Genomic DNA, 19,234 nt, shown 5'->3' with positions numbered 1-19,234 from the left:
GTCAGCTCTCCTTGGTTGGCGTCGTCGCACCGGTGGGGGCGACGTGACGTGCGGTGCCGGCATCCGCGCCGACGAACGACTGGTAGATCTCGACGAGCACCCCGCGCTGACGGTCCGTGAGGCCCGGGTCTGCGGCGATGGCGGTGAGGACGTCGGGGGCGGCGGCAGGGACGACGGTGTCGTCCCGCTCGTCGAGGATGCCGGCCCTGACGTAGAGCGACTCCGCGGAGACCTGCAGCCCCTTCGCGATCTGCTGCAGGATCTCGGCGCTGGGCCGCTTGAGGCCCCGCTCGATCTGCGACAGGTAGGGGTTGGAGATGCCCGCCATGTCCGCAAGCTGCCGCAGCGAGAGCTGGGCGCTCTCGCGCTGCTCTCGCAGGTAGTGCCCGAGATCGGGCAACGGCAGCTTGCTCACCTCCCCATTGTGCTAACTCGAGCAAGCAAAGTGCAAACTAGAGACAGCGTGACGCTCACCACGTCACCCGTCGAGAGGGCGCATGGACCCCGTCGAGAGGACGCCAAGGCACCATCGAGAGGACGCGTGGTCACCGTCGAGTGGGCAGGGGTGACCACTCGACGGTGGCCGAGCGCCCTCTCGACGGGATGTTCGCCGGGTGAGGATGCCGGGTGGTCGGTCAGGGGGCGACGATGACCGTCTGCGCCGCGCTGACCCCGTCGACGAGCAGCTCGAGGGTCGGGTCGATGTTGCGCTTGACGAGCGCGAGCGCGATCGGTCCGTCGACGTGGTGGCGGGCGATCGACGTGACGTGCCCGACGACCTTCTCGCCGACGGAGACCGGGGCGCCGTCGGCGGGCAGGACGTGACCCGACCCGTCGACGTGGAGGAAGACGAGCCGACGGGGCGGGCGGCCGAGGTTGTGCACGCGCGCGACCGTCTCCTGCCCGCGGTAGCAGCCCTTGTGCAGGTGCACCGCGGTGCGCAGCCAGTCGACCTCGTGGACGATCGTGCGGTGGTCGCTCTCGTGGCCCAGCCGCGGGCGCCAGGCGGCGACGCGCAGCGCCTCGGCGGCCCAGAGACCGGCGAGCGGGCGGTCGCCGACCGCCGCCTCGAGACCGGACCGGGGCACGATGACCTCCCGCCAGGCGCGGTCGGTGCCGGGGTGGTTCTCGGTCGGGCCGTACGCCGTGGTGTCGCCGACGAGGTCGGGCCACGGGTCGCGCCAGGCGAGGGGCTCGCCCTCGACCGACTCGCTCGCGTGGGGCTCGCCGAGCACGGCCCAGTCGTCGGTGACGAGCGAGACCTCGACGCGCAGCATGAAGCGCATCCGATCGAGCCAGTCGGCCAGCGCCTGCCCGGCACCCGGCTCGGTCGTGATCCACGTCGTCGTGCCGTCGTCGACGAGGTGCAGGGAGTGCTCGACGTGGCCCTTGGGGGTGAGGATGAGCGCCTCGCGCGACTCGCGCGGGGCCAGCCCGAGCAGGTGCTGCGTGGTGAGGCTGTGCAGCCAGGTGAGACGGTCCTGGCCGGTCACCGTGACGACGTCGCGGTTGCCGAGGTCGACGACGGCCAGACCCTCCTCGAGGAGGCGCTGCTCGCGTCCGGGGTCGCCGTAGTGGACGGCGACCGACGCCTCGAGCCCGTCGCCGGCCACCGCACGGGGGCGGTCGAGCAGGGGGCTGCGGGAGGTCACCACGGTGTCGCTCATGTCGGAGGCAACGTCCGCGGCGCCGGCCTCATTCCGTCCGGCCTCGTTGGGGGCAGGCTCGACCGTCGGTTGCTGGTCGCTGCTCATCGGCGCGTCACTCGACGCGCTTGAGGCGGGCCGAGCTGTGGTTCTGCAGCTCGTGCCCCCCGGCGGCGACGTCGAGCGCCCAGAACAGCTGCGACTCGACGAGCCCGTACATGCGGGTCGCCGCGTTGTACTCCCCCGCCGTCGGCGAGCGGAGCACCCCGTCGGTCTTGAGCTGCACGCGGGCGGGCTCGACCGGTCCGTAGTAGAGCTCGAGCACGCCGGTGGGGTGCGCGAGCAGCAGCTCGACCTCACCGCCGGGCAGCGGTCGCCAGAAGCCCGACTCGACCGCGAACGGCTTCGTGCGCTCGCCCGTCTCCGGGTCGAGGTACCACGAGCGGCTCTCCCACTGCAGGAAGTCGCGGCCGTCGTGCGTGACGTCGACCGCCTGCCCGAACTGCGCCTCCTCGACGCCCGGGTAGCCGACGAGCCCGGCCCCCTCCCAGCGTCCGATCAGCCACGCCAACGGGCGCAGCGGCTCGGGGATGTCCTGGTCGAGGGTGAACATGGCGCGATCGTAGCCTGAGGGCATGGACACCCCCGACCGTGCGCTCGTCGTCAAGCTGACCTCCGGCGTCGAGGCGCCGGAGCGTCTCTCGCAGGCCTTCACCGTCGCGGCGACCGCGGTCGCGAGCGGCGTGGCCGTGTCCCTGTGGCTCACCGGCGAGGCGTCGTGGCTGGCCGTGCCCGGCCGTGCGGAGGCGTTCTCCCTCCCCCACGCGTCGCCCCTCGTCGACCTGCGCGACGCCGTCGTCGAGGGGGGCCGGCTCACGGTGTGCACGCAGTGCGCCGCCCGTCGCGAGCTCGCCGAGGCCGACCTCGTCGACGGGGCCGTCATCCGTGGCGCCGCCGCGTTCGTCGAGGAGGTCACCGCCCCCGGGGCCCAGGCGCTCGTCTACTGACGAGTCCGACCGGCATCCGCCGTGCCGCCGCTCGCGCCGCTGACCCGCCCGGATGCCGGGTCGCTCAGCGGGTGGGCACCTGGTCCGGGGCGTCGACCGGCGCCCCCGCGGACGGGGTGGTGCGGTCGGGCACGAGGCGGTACCCGACGTTGCGCACGGTGCCGATGAGCGACTCGTGCTCGGGACCGAGCTTGGCGCGCAGCCGCCGCACGTGCACGTCGACCGTGCGGGTGCCGCCGTAGTAGTCGTAGCCCCAGACCTCCTGCAGCAGCTGCGCCCGGGTGAAGACCCGGCCGGGATGCTGGGCGAGGTACTTGATGAGCTCGAACTCCTTGTAGGTGAGGTCGAGCGGGTTGCCACGGAACCGGGCGGAGTAGCTGGCCTCGTCGATGACGAGCTCGCCCGAGGTGATGGGCAGGTCGAGGTCGGCGCCGGCGTCCTGGCCGCGGGTGACCGCGAGGCGCAGCCGGGCATCGACCTCGGCCGGCCCGGCGCTCTCGAGGATGACGTCGTCGAGGCCCCACTCCGCGGTGAGTCCGGCGAGGCCACCCTCGGTGAGCACGGCGAGCAGTGGCGTGCCGATGCCCGTCGTGCGCAAGACGCGGCACAGGGAGCGGGCGCTGGCCAGCTCTCGACGGGCGTCGACGAGCACGACGTCGCAGTCGGGCGAGTCCATGAGGGCGGTCGCCTCGGCGGGCAGGATGCGCACCGTGTGTGACAGCAGGCCCAGGGCAGGCAGCACCTCGGCGCTCGGGGCGAGCGCGTTGGTGAGCAGCAGCAGTCGGGCCATCTCATGCAGGATAGGGGAGACTGGACAGCCGGGTCCGTGACCGCCGCCATCCGTGAGACGCTGTGACGCCGCCGCGCGACCGAGAACGGGGCCAGCCGGGGGCCGCGCTGCTGCCGGACGCACGACGAACGCCGCACGACCGCTGGACCGCACGACCGAGACGAGGAGGGCCCGGGCCGATGAGCGACACGCCTGCCCCGGCGCTCCCGTCAGTGACCGTCCGCTACTGGGCCGCCGCCCGCGAGGCCGCCGGCGTCACCGACGAGCGGCTCGAGGGCGCCACCGTCGCCGACGTCGTGGACCGTGCCGTCGACGCGCACCCGGCCCTCGCCCGGGTGGCGGGCGTGGCCACGTTCCTCGTCGACGGACGCGCCGCCCCCCGCCCGACGCCGCTGCGCGAGGGTGCGGTGCTCGAGGTGCTGCCGCCCTTCGCCGGGGGCTGAGCCGCGATGTCCACCCCCTCCGCAGCCTCCGCTTCCTCGGCATCCCCAGGGGCGTCGACGGACCTCACCGTCGAGGCCGACCGCCTGCGTCCGTACGCCGTCGCCACCACCCTCGTCGGCGCCGCCGCGGTGCTGGTCGCCGCGCGGGTCGCCGAGGCGGTCAGCGGCTACGGCCCGCTGCTGGCCGTCACCCTCGTGCTCGCGCTGCTGCTGGCGCCGACGTGGCCGACCGTGAGCGGCGCCGCCAGCCCTGCGACGACGACCGTCGTGCTCGCGCTCGCCTCGGTCGCCGTCGTGCTCGGGGCGCTGCGCGACGACCTCTACTGGATCGGCGCCGCTGTCGCCTTCGGCATCGTGCTCTCGTTCGTCACCCAGCTGCGCCGCCCGCCCCCGCGCGAGGGCCTCGTGCTCTCGCTGCTCTCGGCCTTCGGCGGGCTCGTGCTCGTCGCCTCCGGGACGACGGCGGTGGTGGCGGGGACCAGCGAGCGGGGTCGGGCCGTCGTCGTCGTGGCGATGGTGGCCGTCGTCGCCGCCCTGCTCGGCGACGTCCTCGTCCGCACGCACCTGCCGGGGCCGGTGCTCGCGGTGGTCGCCCTCGCCGCTGCGGCCGTCGCCGGGCTCGTCGTCGGCATGCTGCTCGACGCCGTCGGGCCCGTCACGGCGGTGCTCGTCGGGGCGTCCGTGGGCGCCGTGTCGTGGGCGTTCCGGCGGGTGCTCGCCCGCCAGCCCGGCATCCCCACCCGCCGGGGCCAGGTCGGCGCCGGCGCCGGGTCGCTGCTCGCGATCGGCGCGATCGTGCACCTCGCCGCGATCCTCACCTGACCCGCGCCCTCCGTCACTGCTCCGCCCCGCGGAGCAGTGGGACCCACTGCTCCGTCTGACGGAGCAGTGGGCGAGCGTCGGCGGGGGTGACCTGTCCTGGGAGCCGCTGTGGGTGGAGGTCCGGGGCGACCACCCGCGGTCGCGGGTCACCTCCACCGCCGGAGGCGGGGCCGCTGCGCACGAGAGGAAGCGGGCGCACGACGACGGATGCCGTCGGGCCGAGGCCCGACGGCATCCGTCGTCGTGAGGTGGTGCGGGTGATGCTGCGGCCGGTGACCGCCCAGCGTCAGGGGACGAGGGTGATCCGGTCGAGCGGCTGCGGCGAGTAGGGCGAGTTCGCCTCGAGGTAGTCGGCGAACGCGTCGATGTCGAGACCGCCGAAGAACTTGTCGTCGCCCCCCTGGAAGGCGGCGAAGCCGTCACCGCCGTCGGAGAGGAAGTTGTTCGTCGAGATGCGGTACGTCGCGGTCTTGTCGACCGGGACGCCGTCGATGGCCACCGAGCCGTCGACGACACCCGGGGTGCCGGTCTTGGTCCAGCTGTACGTGAAGCCGTCGCTCACCGCGAGGATCTTGTTCGACGCCGCGTTGGCGCCGGTGACCTGCTGGTTGAGCACGTCGTAGATCTCCTGGCCGGTGAGGTCCATCGACACGAGGTAGTTGTTGAACGGCTGCACCGTGAACGCCTCCTCGAAGGTCACGTCGCCGGGGTTCTCGCCGGGGTACTTCTGCGAGTTGTAGACGAGGTCGGCACGCACGCCACCGGGGTTCATGAAGGCGACGACCGGCACCTTGCCGTCCTTCACCGTCGAGTCGTCGGCGAGCTGCGCGTCGGCGATCATGTCACCGAGGGGCGACTCACCGGCGGCGTTCTGGGCGCGGACGATGTCGGTCGTGATCTGCCCGAGCACGCGCGACGCGATCGGGGTGACGAGCGCCTTGAAGCGGTTGATGAGCTCGGTCTGCGCGGCGTCCTTGGGCACGACCCGGGTGACGACCATGTTCGAGCCCTGCACCGAGGTGCGGGCGATGTCGTTGCGCTGGGTGTCGTACTTGAGGTTCGTCTCGGTGTAGAGACGGCCGAACGACGACGCCGAGGTCACGAGCCGGTCGCGTCCCGACGGGTCGGGGATGTTGCACACGTAGGGCTGGTGCGTGTGGCCCGAGACGACCATGTCGATGGCCGGGCTGAGCTTCTGGGCGATCGGGATGATCGGCGAGGTGGCGTCGAGCTGACCGCCGCCCTGGCAGGTGTAGTAGTACGGCGTGCCCGACGGGGGCGTCCCACCCTGGTGGATGAGCACGACGATGGCGTTGACGCCCTTCGCCTTGAGCACCGGCACGAGCTTGTTGGCCGTCTGGACCTCGTCCTTGAACTCGAGGCCGGCGACGCCAGAGGCGGTGACGATGTTCGCGGTGTCCTTGAGGGTCATGCCGATGAAGCCGATGCGCACGCCGTTGCCGAAGTTCTTGATGGCGTACGAGGGCAGGATCGTCTTGCCCGTGGACTTCTCGACGACGTTGGCGGCGAGGTACTGGAAGTCGGCCCCCTCGAACGCGCCGTCGGGGCAGGAGTTCTGGTTGTTGGCGCCGTCGCCGTCGTCGATGCAGCCGCCCTTCTGCAGGCGCTGCAGCTCCTTGTAGCCCTCGTCGAACTCGTGGTTGCCGACGGCCGTGATGTCGAGGCCGAGGCTGTTGAGCGAGTCGACGGTCGGCTCGTCGTGAAAGGCGGCCGACAGCAGCGGGGAGGCGCCGACCATGTCGCCGGCCGCGACCGTCACCGTGTTGCGGTGCCCGGCGCGGGCCTGCTTGAGGTGCGTGGCGAGGTACTCGACGCCGCCGGCGTCGGCGGTCTCGGTGCTCGTCGGGCCCACCTGGATGCGCCCGCTCGAGCCCGTCGGGGGCTCGAGGTTCCCGTGCAGGTCGTTGAACGAGAGGATCTGCACGTCGACGTTGCGCGGCGAGGCCGCCTTGGCGGCGCCGGGCTTGGCGGTGGCGGCCTTCGCGGGCGTGGCCGAGGACGCCACGGTGGCAGCGGTGGCGGCGGCCGACGGGCTCGCGGCGGGCGCCGGAGCGGCCAGGGCCGGGGCCGCGAGCGCCAGGCCGCACGCCCCTGCCACGGCGGCGCCGGCGAACCGGCGGGTCTTACGGGACATGGTGGTCTCCCCTAGTCACATGGTTGCGTGGTGGCGCCCCCGAGCGCCTGCCCGCAGGCTAGCCGTCACCACCGACGGATGGGGTGGCGTGCGGCGACGGTGTGGTGAAATCTGGAGGTGCCCGACGAGACCGCCGTCCCTGCCCCCTCGACGGATGCCGGTGGGCCGGCTGCCGAGGTCAGGGCCACGGGTGCCCTCACCGCCGCGGACGTGCAGGCGGTCACCCGGCTGACCACGACGGCATCCGAGGTCGACGGCTCCGCCCCGCTGTCGGAGCAGTTCCGGCTCGCCGTGCGCGAGCCGGCCGAGGGCGACCCGACCGGGGTCGTGCACGTGCTCGCGCGGCGGGGCGACGCGCTCGTCGGCTACGCCCAGGTGCAGCCCGGCGCCGTGACCGCGGACGGCCCGGAGCCGCCCGCGGCCGAGCTCGTCGTCGACCCGGGCGCGCGGCGTCGGGGCGTGGGCACGGCCCTGCTGCAGGCCCTGCCCCCCGAGGTGCGGCTGTGGAGCCACGCGGCCGGCGCCGCGGGGGACGTCGCGAGCGCCTTCGCCTCCGCCCGCGGCCTCGAGCCGGTGCGCTCGCTGCACGTCATGGCCCGCTCGCTCGTCGACGGCCCGTCGTGGGGTGCACCCGACGTGCCGGAGGGGTTCGCGGTGCGCACCTTCGAGCCCGGTCGCGACGAGGACCGCTGGGTGGCCGTCAACGCCGCCGCCTTCGCCCACCACCCCGAGCAGGGCGGCCTGACCCGCGCCGACCTCGAGGAGCGGATGGCCCAGCCGTGGTTCGACGCCGCCGGGTTCCTCCTCGTCACCCCCGGAGGCGATCCCGACCGCATCGCCGCCTTCCACTGGACGAAGGTCGACCCGCCGGAGGGCGACGTGGGCGAGGTCTACGTCGTCGGGGTGCACCCGGGCGAGCAGGGACACGGACTCGGCCGGGTCGTCACCGTGCTCGGGCTGGACCACCTCGCCGGCCGCGGCCTGCGCGAGGTCGAGCTCTACGTCGACGAGGACAACGTCGCGGCCGTCCGCACCTACACCCGGCTGGGCTTCGTCGACCGCGAGGTGCACCGGCAGTTCGCCCGCCGCGACGCCTGAGGGTCCCTCGCCCGAGGGAGCTCCCACGCAGAGGCGGCTGCCCGGCATCCGGCTCGCTCGCGACGGGTGCTCGGCGCGAATCGACCGACGGCCGAGACTCGTTCACCCTGTCGTTGCCTGCAGGTGCCACGATAAGGCGCATGAGCACCGGCAGCCTCGAGCGCACCGACGTCACCGACGTCCTCCCCAACGGCGAACGAGCCGAGCGTGCCGACCGCACGGAGAGCCCCGAGCGCACCGACCGGCCGGGCCTCGACCCGGAGACCGGGCTCGAGACCTCCGAGGTCAGCTCGTTCACGAGCACCGTCCCCTCGCGCCGGGCGCCGGCCCGGGGGCCGAACGGCCGCTTCGTGGGTCAGGCGACCGGCGCCGCCGAGGCCGCCCCCGACGAGCTGCCCGTCGACCGTTACCTCGAGCGCGAGCTGTCGTGGCTGCAGTTCAACGAGCGCGTTCTCCAGCTCGCGATGGACCCGGCGGTGCCCCTCATCGAGCGCACCCGCTTCCTCGCCATCTTCGCGAGCAACCTCGACGAGTACTTCATGGTGCGTGTGGCGGGCCTCAAGCGCCGCATCGCCACCGGCCTGGCGGTGCGCAGCTCGGCCGGCCTCGAGCCGCGCGAGCTGCTCGAGCGCATCGCCCGGCTGGCGCACGAGCTGATGAACCAGCACGCCGCCGTCTTCCACAACGACGTCCGCCCGGCCCTCGAGGGCGAGGGCATCACCATCGTGCGGTGGAGCGACCTCGACGACGGCGACCGCGACCCGCTGCACCGCTTCTTCGAGGACCGCGTCTTCCCCGTCCTCACCCCCCTCGCCGTCGACCCGGCGCACCCGTTCCCGTACATCTCCGGGCTCTCGCTCAACCTCGCCGTGCTGTTGCAGAACCCGAAGACGGGCTCCGAGCACTTCGCCCGCGTCAAGGTGCCGCCGAGCCTGCCGCGCTTCATCCGCGTCGACGAGGACATCGACGCCGAGGAGCAGCGCACCCGCTTCGTGCCGCTCGAGGACGTCATCGCGAGCCACCTCGACCAGCTCTTCCCCGGCATGGTCGTGCAGGAGCACTTCAGCTTCCGCGTCACCCGCAACGAGGACCTCGAGGTCGAGGAGGACGACGCCGAGAACCTGCTCACCGCCCTCGAGAAGGAGCTGACCCGGCGCCGCTTCGGCCCGCCCATCCGGCTCGAGGTCGAGGAGGACATCGACCCCAAGGTGCTCGACATGCTCGCCCGCGAGCTGCAGATCAGCGAGCGGGAGATCTACCGGTTGCCCACCCCCCTCGACCTGCGGGGCCTGTTCACCGTCGCCGACGTCGACCGCAGCGACCTCGAGTACCCGAAGTTCGTGCCGCGCTCGCACCCCGACTTCGCGCCGGCCGAGAGCAGCAAGGCGATCGACCTGCTCGCCGCGGTGCGGGGCAAGGACGTCCTCGTCCAGCACCCGTACAACTCGTTCTCGACCTCGGTGCAGGCGTTCATCGAGCAGGCGGCGGCGGACCCCAAGGTGCTCGCCATCAAGCAGACGCTCTACCGCACCTCGGGCGACTCCCCCATCGTCGACGCCCTCATCGACGCCGCCGAGGCCGGCAAGCAGGTGCTCGCCGTCGTCGAGATCAAGGCCCGGTTCGACGAGGTCAACAACATCAGCTGGGCGCGCAAGCTCGAGGAGGCGGGTGTCCACGTCGTCTACGGCGTCGTCGGCCTCAAGACCCACGCCAAGCTGTGCCTCGTCGTGCGCCAGGAGTCCGAGGGCCTCGTGCGCTACTGCCACGTCGGCACCGGCAACTACAACCCCAAGACGGCGCGCGTCTACGAGGACTTCGGCCTCTTCACGACCGACCCCCAGGTCGGCGAGGACCTCTCGCGCCTGTTCAACCTGCTCAGCGGGTTCGCCCCGCGCAGCCGGTTCAAGCGCCTGCTCGTCGCCCCCCGCTCGGTGCGCTCGGGCCTGGTGGAGCTCGTCGAGCAGGAGATCGCGCTGCAGCGCGCCCGCGGCAAGAACGACCCGCGCGGGCGCATCGTCGTCAAGGCCAACTCCATCGTCGACGAAGCTGTCATCGACGCCCTCTACCGCGCGAGCATGGCGGGCGTCGCCGTCGACGTGTGGGTGCGCGGCATCTGCGCGCTGCGCCCCGGCGTCGAGGGCCTGAGCGAGAACATCCGTGTCCGCTCGGTGCTGGGCCGCTTCCTCGAGCACTCCCGGGTGTTCTGGTTCGAGCACGGCGGCGACCCGCAGGTCTACATCGGCAGCGCCGACATGATGCACCGCAACCTCGACCGCCGCGTCGAGGCCCTCGTGCGGATCACCGACCCCAGCCACGTCGACGAGCTGCGCGACCTCATCGACCTCGGCTTCGCCGAGACGACCTCCCGCTGGGACCTCGGCTCCGACGGTCGCTGGGTGCGCCACCACCAGAACGAGGCGGGCGAGCAGCTCGACGACCTGCAGGCCAAGCTCATCGAGCGTCACGACAAGCGGCGTCGCAAGGCCCGCCGCCGCTGACCTGTCGAGGGTGGATGCCGGGGGGCCGGGTCCGTGCGTCGACGCGACCCCGGGCGCGGGGTCGGGCAGACTGACGCCCGTGTCCGTCATCCCTGCCGCCGGGACCCTGCCGTGGCGCCGCCGTGACGGGCAGCTGCAGGTCGCGCTCGTGCACCGCCCGAAGTACGACGACTGGAGCTGGGCCAAGGGCAAGCTCGACCCGGGCGAGCAGCCGTGCGTCGCCGCGGCCCGCGAGACGCTCGAGGAGACCGGCCTCACGGTGCGCGTCGGCCTGCCGCTCCCGACCGCCGAGTACCCGCTGCTCGACGCCGTCGGGCGGCCGGTGACCAAGCGCGTGCACTACTGGGCGGCCCGCGTGACGGGCGGCTCCGGCATCCTCGAGCACGAGATCGACGAGGTCGCCTGGCTCGACGTCAAGAGCGCCCACGACCGCCTCGACTACGCCCGCGACCGGCGCCAGCTGCTCGCACTGGTGCGGGCCGAGCGCGACGGCGTGCTGCGCACGTGGCCGCTCGTCGTCGTGCGCCACGCGAAGGCCCAGCCGCGCTCGCGCTTCACCGGCTCCGACGACCGTGAGCGCCCGCTCGACGCGGTGGGCCGCGAGCAGGCCCGCGCCATCGCGCCGGTGCTCGAGGCCTACGGCGTGCAGCGCGTGACGACGTCGTCGTCGGCCCGGTGCGTCTCGACCGTCGAGCCCTACACCCGCGCTGCCGGGCTCAAGCTGCGCCGCCGCGACAGCCTGTCCGAGGAGGGCTTCGAGCACGATCGCGCCGGCGCCGCCCACGAGCTGGAGCGCCTGCTCGAGCACGCCGACCCGTCCGCCATCTGCAGCCACGGCCCCGTGCTGCCCACCCTCGTCGACCTGCTCATCGGGCGGGTGGCGGAGGGGCACGAGCGAGGCGGCTACCTCACCGAGGAGCTGCACACCGCGGCCGACTCGAAGCTGCGCAAGGGCGAGACCCTCGTCTGCCACCTCACCGGTCGCGGCCCTGAGGCCCGCGTCGTCGGCGTGGAGCGCGTCTACAACTGACGCCGGCCGACCCGCGACGACGGGTCGAAAAGGACGATCCTGCGCCGGGGCGCACGCCCCCGCCAGCCGAGACAAGCCCGGCCCCCAACTCGCCACGACCCGTTCACCTGCGGTTCACCGGACAGGGCGAACTGGTCACCCGGCGCACCTATCTTCGCCGATGGATGAACTTTCCAGCAGCGTCGCTCGAGGGAGTCCGACGCTCCACCCACAGACCTCACCCCCCATCGAGAGGGACCACGCTCGTGTCAGTTTCACGCTCCACCGTCCTCGGCGCCGTCGCCCTGTCGGGAGCCCTGCTCCTGTCGGCCTGCGCGTCGGAGAACAACGGCTCCTCCGCGGGCGCCGGCGCCGGCGGATCCACCGAGTCCAGCGCCGCCAGCGGTGACTGCTTCTCCGGCAACCTCAAGGCCGAGGGCAGCTCGGCCCAGAAGAACGCCATCGACGAGGCGATCTCGACGTACCAGGAGAACTGCGCCGACGCGACCATCGACTACAACCCCTCGGGTTCGGGCGCGGGCATCAAGCAGTTCATCGCCAAGCAGGTCGACTTCGCCGGCTCCGACTCAGCGCTCAAGACCGAGGAGAAGGACGGCACCATCGAGTCCGAGGCCGCCGCCCAGGCCTGCGGCTCGCCCGCCCTCAACCTGCCGATGGTCACCGGCCCCATCGCCATCGCCTACAACGTGCAGGGCGTCGACAAGCTCGTGCTCGACGCCGAGGTCGCGGCCAAGATCTTCGACGGCCAGATCACGACGTGGAACGACCCGGCCATCGCCGCGCTCAACTCGGGCGTCACGCTGCCGAGCACCCCGATCAAGGTCTACTTCCGCTCCGACGAGTCGGGCACGACCGAGAACTTCACCAAGTACCTCAAGGCCGCCGCGCCCGACGCGTGGAGCTACGAGACCGGCAAGAAGTGGACCGGCAAGGGCGAGGGCAAGGAGAAGTCGGCCGGCGTCGCCACCGCGACGAAGGGCCAGGACGGCGGCATCACGTACGTCGAGCTCTCCTACGCCCAGCAGAACGACCTCAAGATGGCCCAGATCGACACCGGCGCAGGCCCCGTCGAGCTGACCGCCGAGTCGGCCGGCAAGACCGTCGCCACCGCGAAGCAGACCGGCACGGGCAACGACCTCGCCCTCAAGATCGACTACGCGACGAAGGAGGCCGGGGCCTACCCGATCGTCCTCGTCACCTACGAGATCGTCTGCTCGAAGTACGCCGACGCCGAGACCGGCAAGAAGGTCAAGGCCTTCCTCAAGACGTTCGCGTCGAACGACCTGCAGGGCAAGCTCGCCGAGCAGGGCTACGCGCCGCTGCCGAGCGACGTCGCCACCAAGGTCCAGGCCGCGGTCGACAGCATCTCCTGACCGCCGACGAGGGCGGGCGCCGGTCCCGGCGCCCGCCCTCGCGCGCACCGGCGCCGCACCTGAGCCGCGCCACCCGAAGCACCCCGCACGACCCCGCACGACCCCGCACGACCCCGCACGACCCCGCCCCATCAGCCCCAACCCAGGAGGACCGAGGTGTCCAGCGTCACCGGCGTCTCCGTGGCCGACCAGCTGCCCGACCCCGAGGGTCGGCCCCCGCTCGAGGGTGACCGCGCCTCGACCGGCCGGCTCGGCGACCGCCTCTTCGGCGGCGCCGCCACCGCCTCCGGCGTGCTCGTCATCGCCATCGTCTCGCTCATCGCGGTGTTCCTCGTCGTCCAGGCCGTGCCGGCGCTGCTCGACAACGACGCCAACTTCTTCACCTCGCGCGTGTGGGCTCCGGGCGGCGACGCCCCGGCGTTCGGCATCCTCGAGTTCCTCTGGACCACCGTCGCCGCGTCGACGCTCGCGATGGTCATCGCCGTCCCGTTCGGCGTCGCCGTCGCCCTCTTCCTCACGCAGTACGCGCCGACCTGGATGCGCAAGCCCGCCGCGGCCCTCGTCGACCTGCTCGCCGCCGTGCCCTCGATCGTCTACGGCCTCTGGGGCCTGATCACCTTCGGCCCCTTCTTCAAGCCCATCCAGGGCTGGATCGAGGACACCTTCGGGTGGTTCCCGCTGCTGGCCCGTACCGGCATCACCGGCGGCACGATCTTCTTCATCGGCATCGTGCTCGCGATCATGGTGCTGCCGATCGTCACCGCGCTCTCGCGCGAGATCTTCGACCAGACCCCGCTGGCCCACAAGGAGGGCGCCCTCGCCCTCGGCGCCACGAAGTGGGAGATGATCCGCACCGCCGTGCTGCCCTTCGGCAAGCCGGGCGTCATCTCGGCCGCCATGCTCGCGCTCGGCCGGGCCCTCGGCGAGACCATCGCCGTCACGTTCCTCGTCTCGGGCCTCAACGACTCGAGCCCCTGGACCTTCTCGCTCTTCAACGGCGGTGAGACGTTCGCGTCGAAGATCGCCAACAACGCGGCGGAGTTCAGCAACCCCAGCCGCACCGGCGCCTACATCGCCGCCGGCCTCGTGCTCTTCGTGCTGACCTTCGTCGTCAACAGCATCGCCCGCGTCGTCATCGAGCGCAGGAAGGCGTTCACCGAATGAGCACCACGACCCGCGAGAGCCGTGACGGCCGCGACAGCCGCGGCCCCGCCGGCCGAGGCGCGACCGGCGCGACCGGGGCCACGACCGGCGGGCGTGACATCGCCGCCGGCTCCGGGACGCCGCAGGACGGTGCCACTCCCCCCGGTGGGCGCCCCGCCGGCGACGCCGTCAGCGAGATGAACAACCCCCACCGGGCCCGCGCCGTCAAGGACGTCGTCGCCAAGGTGGTCATGTGGCTGGCCTTCGGAATCGTCATGATCCCGCTCGTCTGGATCCTCTACGTCGTCATCAGCAAGGGCTTCTCCCTGCTGACGACGAGCGTGTGGTGGACCGGCAACCAGCGCAACATCAACTCCGACGACCCCGGCGGCGGCGCCCGTCACGCCATCGAGGGAACGCTGATGATGGCGGGGGTCACGGCCCTCATCGCGGTGCCGATCGGCATCCTCACCGCCGTCTACCTCGTCGAGTACGGCCGCGGCCACCTCGCCAGGGCGATCAGCTTCATGGTCGACATCCTCTCGGGTGTGCCCTCGATCGTCGCCGCGCTCTTCATCTACGCGGTGTGGGTCACGACGTTCGGCATCGAGCGCTCGGGCTTCGCGGCCGCGCTCGCCCTCGTGCTGCTCATGATCCCGGTGATCGTCAGGTCGACCGAGGAGATGCTCAAGCTCGTGCCGAACGAGCTGCGCGAGGCCTCGTACGCCCTCGGCGTGCCGAAGTACGTGACCGTCGTGCGCATCGTGCTGCGCACCGCGTTCTCGGGCATCGTCACCGGCGTGCTGCTCGGCCTCGCCCGCATCATGGGCGAGACGGCGCCGCTGCTGATCCTCGCGCCGTACACGAAGAACTTCCAGCGGGACCTGTTCGCCGGCAACTTCCCGACGCTGCCGATGATGATCAACCAGGACCGCGGCGACTTCGCCCTCGCCACCGCGGCCGAGCGCATGTGGGGCGCGGCCCTCACGCTCATCGTGCTCGTGCTGCTGCTCAACCTCATCGGCCGGGTCATCGCGCACTTCGGCTCCGTCAAGAAGTAAGAAAGCGACTGCACAGATGGCAAAGCGAATCGACGTCACCGACCTCAACGTCTTCTACGGGGCGTTCAAGGCGGTCGAAGGCGTGTCGATGACGGTCGAGCCGCGCTCGGTCACGGCCTTCATCGGGCCCTCCGGCTGCGGCAAGTCGACCTTCCTGCGCACCCTCAACCGCATGCACGAGGTCATCCCCGGCGGGCGCGTCGAGGGCAAGGTCATGCTCGACGACCAGGACCTCTACGACAGCGCCATGGACCCGGTCACCGTGCGCCGCACCGTCGGCATGGTCTTCCAGCGCCCCAACCCGTTCCCGACGATGTCGATCTACGACAACGTCGCCGCGGGCCTGCGCCTCAACGGCGTCAAGAACAAGAAGACCCTCGACGGCATCGTCGAGAGCTCGCTCAAGGGCGCCAACCTCTGGACCGAGGTCAAGGACCGCCTCGCCAAGCCCGGCGCCGGCCTCTCGGGCGGTCAGCAGCAGCGCCTCTGCATCGCCCGCGCCATCGCCGTGCAGCCGCAGGTGCTGCTCATGGACGAGCCCTGCTCGGCGCTCGACCCGATCTCGACGCTGGCCATCGAGGACCTCATCAACGACCTGAAGTCCGAGTACACGATCGTCATCGTCACGCACAACATGCAGCAGGCGGCCCGCGTCTCCGACCGCACCGCCTTCTTCAACCTCAAGGCGACGGGCGAGCCCGGCCGCCTCATCGAGATCGACGACACGACCCGCATCTTCAACAACCCGACCGAGCAGGCCACCGAGGACTACATCTCGGGCCGCTTCGGCTGAGCCCACCCCGCACGAAGACCGCAGAGCGCGGATGCCGGCCACCCGGCATCCGCGCTCTCGTGCGTCCACCCGTCGAGAGGGCGCGTAAGCACCGTCAGGAGGTCGCTTGGCTACCGTCGAGAGGACGCGTCGGCACCGTCGAGAGGACGCTTGGGCACCGTCGAGTGGTCACCGCCACCGGATGCCGGCCACCCGGCATCCTCGTCACCGCCGAGTCAGCGCGTGGTCAGCCCGTGGGTCAGCGGAAGACGGAGGTGACCCACCACGTCAGCACGGCCACGAGCGCCGCGCCGGGGAAGGTGAGGAACCAGGCGCCGACGATGTTGCCGGCCACGCTCCAGCGGACGGCCGACAGGCGCTTCGTGGCGCCGACGCCCATGATCGCCGAGGTGATCGTGTGCGTCGTCGAGATCGGTGCCCCGAACGACAGGCCGGCGACGTAGAGGATCGCGGCGGCCGTCGTCTCGGCGGCGAAGCCCTGCGGCGGCTGCAGGTCGATGATGCGGCGGCCGAGGGTGCGCATGATGCGCCAGCCGCCGGCGTAGGTGCCGGCCGAGATGACGATGGCGGACAGCACGAGCACCCAGAGCGGGATCGACTCGTCGTCGTGGTGACCGGAGATGTTGAGCGCGAGCACGACGACACCGGCGGTCTTGGCGGCGTCCTGCAGGCCGTGACCGAAGGCCATGGCGGCGGCCGAGGCGGTCTGCGCCATGCGGAAGCCGCGGGTGACCCGACCGGGGTTGGCGTTGCGGAAGAGCCAGAGGATGGCGACCATCACGAGGTAGCCGAGCACGAGCCCGGCGAAGGGCGAGATGACCATCGGGATGACGACCTTCTGCAGGATCACCGACCACTGCACGCTCACCCCGGCGACCAGCGCCGCGCCACCCAGGCCGCCGATGAGGGCGTGCGAGCTGCTGCTCGGCAGCCCGAACCACCACGTGAGCAGGTTCCAGCCGATGGCCCCGACGAGGGCGGCGGCGACGAGCCACAGCCCGTTGACGCCCTGTGGCTGGGCGATGATGCCGCTGCCGATGGTCTGGGCGACCTTGGTGCCGAAGAAGGCACCGACGAGGTTCGCGACGGCGGCCATGGCGAGCGCGATGCGCGGCGTCAGGGCGCGGGTCGAGATGGACGTCGCGATCGCGTTCGCCGCGTCGTGGAAGCCGTTGGTGTAGTTGAAGCCCATGGCGAGCGCCACGACCGCGACCACCCCGAGGAGCGGGATGTTGCTGTCCATCTGGGGTCAGGACTCCTTGACCGCGATGCCCTCGACGACGTGGGCCACCTTCTCGAAGGCGTCGGCGGCGTCTTCGAAGCCGTCGATGATGCCCTTGAGCTTGATGACGTACACGGCGTCGGTGGCGTTGTTGAACAGCTCCGCGACCATGGCGCGGTGCAGCTCGTCGGCCTGGTTCTCGAGGCGGTTGATCTCGATCCAGTAGCTGGAGAGGTCCTTGAGCGAGCGCAGTCGCGGCATCGCCTCGGCCGTCACCTCCGCCATGCGGGCGAGGATTTCGAACTGCTGCGTGAGCCCCGTCGGCAGGTCACCGATGTGGTACAGCACGATGAGGTCGGCCGTCTCCTCGATGAGGTCCATGCAGTCGTCGAGCGACGCGGCGAGGGCATGGATGTCCTCGCGGTCGAACGGCGTGATGAAGCTGCTGTTGACCTTCTTCAGCACCTCGTGCGTCGAGTCGTCGGCGGCGTGCTCGAGGTCGCGCAGGCGCTGGGCGATGGCGGACCGACCGGACGGCTCCACCTCGAGAAAGCGCGTCAGCTCACGCGTGGCGTCGACGAGGAGCCCGGCGGAGGTCGCGAAGAGGGAGAAGAAGCTGGTGTCCTGAGGCGTCAGGCGAAAGCCCACGGGGGTGCTCCGGTCGGATCGGCGGCTGGTCGGTGACGATGCTACGACCCAACGGGCACGAGGGCGCAACCGACGCGTCACCCTCCGTTCACACGGACGTCAGCGTCCGCCGGACCCCGGGTCCGGGTCGTCGGCATGGTCGGCGCGGTCGGCGTGGCGCGCGCCACGGGGGTCGGATGCCGTCCCGCCCGGTCGCGTGCCCTGCGGGCCCTCCGTCGTGGCGCCCTCACCCTCGACCGGAGGCGGCTGCTCCGTCCGGTCCGGCTGCTCCGCCGGGTCGGCCCGGCCCACCCTGCCCGCGAGGGGACGACGGGTCGGCTTGGCCGCGATCGCGTCCGTGTTCTGCGGGACGACGCCGAGCAGGACGTCGACCTCGGCGGCGGTGAAGTGGCGTGAGGTGCCGGACGCGGCGACGACGAGGTCGCTGACGAGCTCGATCTCCTCGTGGAGGTCGGGGTCCAGCAGGTCGCCGGCGCCCGGGTCGGTCGTCATGGGGGTCAATGTAAGCGCTGTGGGTGGTGGCTGACCGGGGAATGGTGAGGGCTGTGGACGACGTCTCGTCCGCCGGATGGCGGGGCCCTGCCGTGCGTGCAGCTCACCCCTGGGGAGGGGCTCGCGTTGGTGCCCGGTGGGCGGCGTCAGGCCGTCTGCACGCGAGGCATCGACCCGGTCTGCGGGGTGCCTCGGACGTTGTCACGTCGGGCCGGGAGCGCCTCTCGGCACTGGGCCGCTCGTAGCGGCTGAATTTGGGACCCGGGGCTACCGCGGCCCGACGCGTCTTCAAGGATAAGGCGATCGGCGCGATCGTTCAAAGGGACCGCCTCGCGCTGTGGACGACCTAGGCGAGGGCGTCGGCCCGCCACAGCCGGGCCGAGGCGGCGAGGTCGTCGCCGAGGCCGAGCACGTTGGCGGCCTGCTCGGCCGCCGCGTCACCGACGGAGACGTCGGCACGGCCCGCCGAGACGACCCGGCAGAAGGCCGCGGCCCGCTCGAGCGCGACGGCGAGGTCGCCCTCGAAGACGCCGCGCAGGATCTCGTCGATGACCCGGCTCATCTCGGTCGGCCCGGGCGGCTCGGCCGCCCCGGCGACGGCGTGGTCGGGGGTCGTGAAGCGCATGCCGGCGGCGTACTCGCGGCTGGCCTCCTCGGGCGCGCGGCGCACCCACTCGCGCAGCACGTAGAGCCGCCACAGGGCACCGGGAAGACTGCGGGCCGGGCGCTGCGACCACAGCTCGGCGAGGGTGGACAGCCCGATGTCGTCGACGATCGCGACGAGCCGCGTCGTCAGGTCGGGGTCGGCGGCCGCCCGCCCGGCGTGCACGAGCGCCGACGCGGTCTCGTGCGCCGCGTGGATCTCCTCGGTGGGGTCGTACGCGCCGCCGTGGGCCTCCATCGCCGCTGGGCTCATGAACGCGGGGCGGTGGTGTCCGCGCCGCTCGTTCTCGCTCATCCGTTCAGGCTAGACCCGACCGGGGACACGCCCCGGCGTCATCGACAGCGCCCCC

The 19,234-nt window shown here is 72.0% G+C and carries 19 protein-coding genes; 10 read left to right on the top strand and 9 right to left on the bottom strand.

What is annotated here, in order from left to right:
• Window position 1 precedes the first annotated feature (1 nt).
• The 3 genes from DFJ68_RS00985 to DFJ68_RS00975 form a co-directional block, all read right to left on the bottom strand.
• Window positions 2-415, bottom strand: coding sequence for a helix-turn-helix domain-containing protein (locus DFJ68_RS00985; protein ID WP_121030287.1), 414 nt, complete (start codon window positions 413-415; stop codon window positions 2-4).
• A gap of 220 nt (window positions 416-635) precedes the next feature.
• Window positions 636-1,667, bottom strand: a complete 1,032-nt coding sequence (gene ygfZ / locus DFJ68_RS00980; protein WP_121034947.1) for a CAF17-like 4Fe-4S cluster assembly/insertion protein YgfZ — start codon at window positions 1,665-1,667, stop codon at window positions 636-638.
• A gap of 94 nt (window positions 1,668-1,761) precedes the next feature.
• Entirely contained in the window at window positions 1,762-2,259 is a 498-nt protein-coding gene (locus DFJ68_RS00975) for a heme-binding beta-barrel domain-containing protein (RefSeq protein ID WP_121034946.1), read from the bottom strand.
• A 22-nt stretch (window positions 2,260-2,281) separates the two neighbouring features.
• On the opposite strand from DFJ68_RS00975, the gene DFJ68_RS00970 reads away from it, so the two are divergent.
• Window positions 2,282-2,653 carry a DsrE family protein gene (locus tag DFJ68_RS00970; protein ID WP_121030285.1) on the top strand — a complete coding sequence of 124 codons (372 nt, stop codon included), beginning with the start codon at window positions 2,282-2,284 and terminating at the stop codon, window positions 2,651-2,653.
• Between the two features lie 64 nt (window positions 2,654-2,717).
• Here the strand turns inward: DFJ68_RS00970 and DFJ68_RS00965 are convergent, their stop codons facing one another.
• Window positions 2,718-3,443 carry a response regulator transcription factor gene (locus DFJ68_RS00965; RefSeq protein ID WP_121030283.1) on the bottom strand — a complete coding sequence of 242 codons (726 nt, stop codon included), beginning with the start codon at window positions 3,441-3,443 and terminating at the stop codon, window positions 2,718-2,720.
• A gap of 179 nt (window positions 3,444-3,622) precedes the next feature.
• Here DFJ68_RS00965 and DFJ68_RS00960 point away from each other — a divergent pair, with 179 nt between their 5' ends.
• Window positions 3,623-3,886: a MoaD/ThiS family protein gene (locus DFJ68_RS00960; protein WP_121030281.1), complete on the top strand. Its 264-nt coding sequence runs from the start codon at window positions 3,623-3,625 to the stop codon at window positions 3,884-3,886.
• Between the two features lie 6 nt (window positions 3,887-3,892).
• Window positions 3,893-4,708: a hypothetical protein gene (locus DFJ68_RS00955; RefSeq protein WP_121030279.1), complete on the top strand. Its 816-nt coding sequence runs from the start codon at window positions 3,893-3,895 to the stop codon at window positions 4,706-4,708.
• 286 nt (window positions 4,709-4,994) lie between these two features.
• On the opposite strand, the gene DFJ68_RS00950 is transcribed toward DFJ68_RS00955, so the two are convergent.
• A complete protein-coding gene (locus DFJ68_RS00950; protein ID WP_121030277.1) occupies window positions 4,995-6,863 on the bottom strand; it encodes a bifunctional metallophosphatase/5'-nucleotidase in 1,869 nt (622 codons plus the stop codon).
• 117 nt (window positions 6,864-6,980) lie between these two features.
• Here DFJ68_RS00950 and mshD point away from each other — a divergent pair, with 117 nt between their 5' ends.
• From mshD to pstB, 7 genes are all read left to right on the top strand, one after another.
• On the top strand, window positions 6,981-7,961 hold the full coding sequence (mshD, locus tag DFJ68_RS00945; RefSeq protein WP_121030275.1) for a mycothiol synthase: 981 nt from the start codon (window positions 6,981-6,983) through the stop codon (window positions 7,959-7,961).
• 140 nt (window positions 7,962-8,101) lie between these two features.
• Window positions 8,102-10,459, top strand: a complete 2,358-nt coding sequence (locus DFJ68_RS00940; protein ID WP_121030273.1) for an RNA degradosome polyphosphate kinase — start codon at window positions 8,102-8,104, stop codon at window positions 10,457-10,459.
• A 79-nt stretch (window positions 10,460-10,538) separates the two neighbouring features.
• Window positions 10,539-11,489, top strand: a complete 951-nt coding sequence (locus DFJ68_RS00935) for an NUDIX hydrolase (protein WP_121030271.1) — start codon at window positions 10,539-10,541, stop codon at window positions 11,487-11,489.
• Window positions 11,490-11,734: 245 nt separating this feature from the next.
• A complete protein-coding gene (gene pstS, locus DFJ68_RS00930) occupies window positions 11,735-12,862 on the top strand; it encodes a phosphate ABC transporter substrate-binding protein PstS (protein WP_245963369.1) in 1,128 nt (375 codons plus the stop codon).
• Between the two features lie 156 nt (window positions 12,863-13,018).
• Complete coding sequence (pstC, locus tag DFJ68_RS00925) at window positions 13,019-14,026, top strand: phosphate ABC transporter permease subunit PstC (RefSeq protein ID WP_121030267.1); 1,008 nt, start codon at window positions 13,019-13,021, stop codon at window positions 14,024-14,026.
• A gap of 176 nt (window positions 14,027-14,202) precedes the next feature.
• On the top strand, window positions 14,203-15,066 hold the full coding sequence (pstA, locus tag DFJ68_RS00920) for a phosphate ABC transporter permease PstA (protein ID WP_121034945.1): 864 nt from the start codon (window positions 14,203-14,205) through the stop codon (window positions 15,064-15,066).
• A 16-nt stretch (window positions 15,067-15,082) separates the two neighbouring features.
• Window positions 15,083-15,859 carry a phosphate ABC transporter ATP-binding protein PstB gene (gene pstB / locus DFJ68_RS00915; RefSeq protein ID WP_121030265.1) on the top strand — a complete coding sequence of 259 codons (777 nt, stop codon included), beginning with the start codon at window positions 15,083-15,085 and terminating at the stop codon, window positions 15,857-15,859.
• A 238-nt stretch (window positions 15,860-16,097) separates the two neighbouring features.
• On the opposite strand, the gene DFJ68_RS00910 is transcribed toward pstB, so the two are convergent.
• The 4 genes from DFJ68_RS00910 to DFJ68_RS00895 form a co-directional block, all read right to left on the bottom strand.
• Complete coding sequence (locus DFJ68_RS00910) at window positions 16,098-17,102, bottom strand: inorganic phosphate transporter (RefSeq protein WP_121030263.1); 1,005 nt, start codon at window positions 17,100-17,102, stop codon at window positions 16,098-16,100.
• Window positions 17,103-17,108: 6 nt separating this feature from the next.
• Window positions 17,109-17,729 carry a DUF47 domain-containing protein gene (locus DFJ68_RS00905; protein WP_121030261.1) on the bottom strand — a complete coding sequence of 207 codons (621 nt, stop codon included), beginning with the start codon at window positions 17,727-17,729 and terminating at the stop codon, window positions 17,109-17,111.
• A gap of 99 nt (window positions 17,730-17,828) precedes the next feature.
• Window positions 17,829-18,221, bottom strand: a complete 393-nt coding sequence (locus tag DFJ68_RS00900; RefSeq protein ID WP_121030259.1) for a hypothetical protein — start codon at window positions 18,219-18,221, stop codon at window positions 17,829-17,831.
• 346 nt (window positions 18,222-18,567) lie between these two features.
• Window positions 18,568-19,179, bottom strand: coding sequence for a hypothetical protein (locus DFJ68_RS00895; RefSeq protein WP_121030257.1), 612 nt, complete (start codon window positions 19,177-19,179; stop codon window positions 18,568-18,570).
• Window positions 19,180-19,234: the final 55 nt, after the last annotated feature.

Origin of the sequence: Terracoccus luteus (genome assembly GCF_003635045.1) — a bacterium.
In the GTDB taxonomy this organism is placed as follows: domain Bacteria; phylum Actinomycetota; class Actinomycetes; order Actinomycetales; family Dermatophilaceae; genus Terracoccus; species Terracoccus luteus.
Note: the sequence above shows the minus strand (reverse complement) of the source record. Positions and strands in the feature narration are given on the sequence as shown.

What these genes read in the sequence shown, in the direction of transcription:
- ygfZ (WP_121034947.1), bottom strand. Translation starts at nt 1,667, where the DNA reads ATGAGCGACACCGTGGTGACCTCCCGCAGCCCCCTGCTCGACCGCCCC.
- DFJ68_RS00975 (WP_121034946.1), bottom strand. Translation starts at nt 2,259, where the DNA reads ATGTTCACCCTCGACCAGGACATCCCCGAGCCGCTGCGCCCGTTGGCG.
- DFJ68_RS00970 (WP_121030285.1), top strand. Translation starts at nt 2,282, where the DNA reads ATGGACACCCCCGACCGTGCGCTCGTCGTCAAGCTGACCTCCGGCGTC.
- DFJ68_RS00965 (WP_121030283.1), bottom strand. Translation starts at nt 3,443, where the DNA reads ATGGCCCGACTGCTGCTGCTCACCAACGCGCTCGCCCCGAGCGCCGAG.
- DFJ68_RS00960 (WP_121030281.1), top strand. Translation starts at nt 3,623, where the DNA reads ATGAGCGACACGCCTGCCCCGGCGCTCCCGTCAGTGACCGTCCGCTAC.
- DFJ68_RS00955 (WP_121030279.1), top strand. Translation starts at nt 3,893, where the DNA reads ATGTCCACCCCCTCCGCAGCCTCCGCTTCCTCGGCATCCCCAGGGGCG.
- DFJ68_RS00950 (WP_121030277.1), bottom strand. Translation starts at nt 6,863, where the DNA reads ATGTCCCGTAAGACCCGCCGGTTCGCCGGCGCCGCCGTGGCAGGGGCG.
- DFJ68_RS00940 (WP_121030273.1), top strand. Translation starts at nt 8,102, where the DNA reads ATGAGCACCGGCAGCCTCGAGCGCACCGACGTCACCGACGTCCTCCCC.
- pstA (WP_121034945.1), top strand. Translation starts at nt 14,203, where the DNA reads ATGAACAACCCCCACCGGGCCCGCGCCGTCAAGGACGTCGTCGCCAAG.
- pstB (WP_121030265.1), top strand. Translation starts at nt 15,083, where the DNA reads ATGGCAAAGCGAATCGACGTCACCGACCTCAACGTCTTCTACGGGGCG.
- DFJ68_RS00910 (WP_121030263.1), bottom strand. Translation starts at nt 17,102, where the DNA reads ATGGACAGCAACATCCCGCTCCTCGGGGTGGTCGCGGTCGTGGCGCTC.
- DFJ68_RS00900 (WP_121030259.1), bottom strand. Translation starts at nt 18,221, where the DNA reads ATGACGACCGACCCGGGCGCCGGCGACCTGCTGGACCCCGACCTCCAC.
- DFJ68_RS00895 (WP_121030257.1), bottom strand. Translation starts at nt 19,179, where the DNA reads ATGAGCGAGAACGAGCGGCGCGGACACCACCGCCCCGCGTTCATGAGC.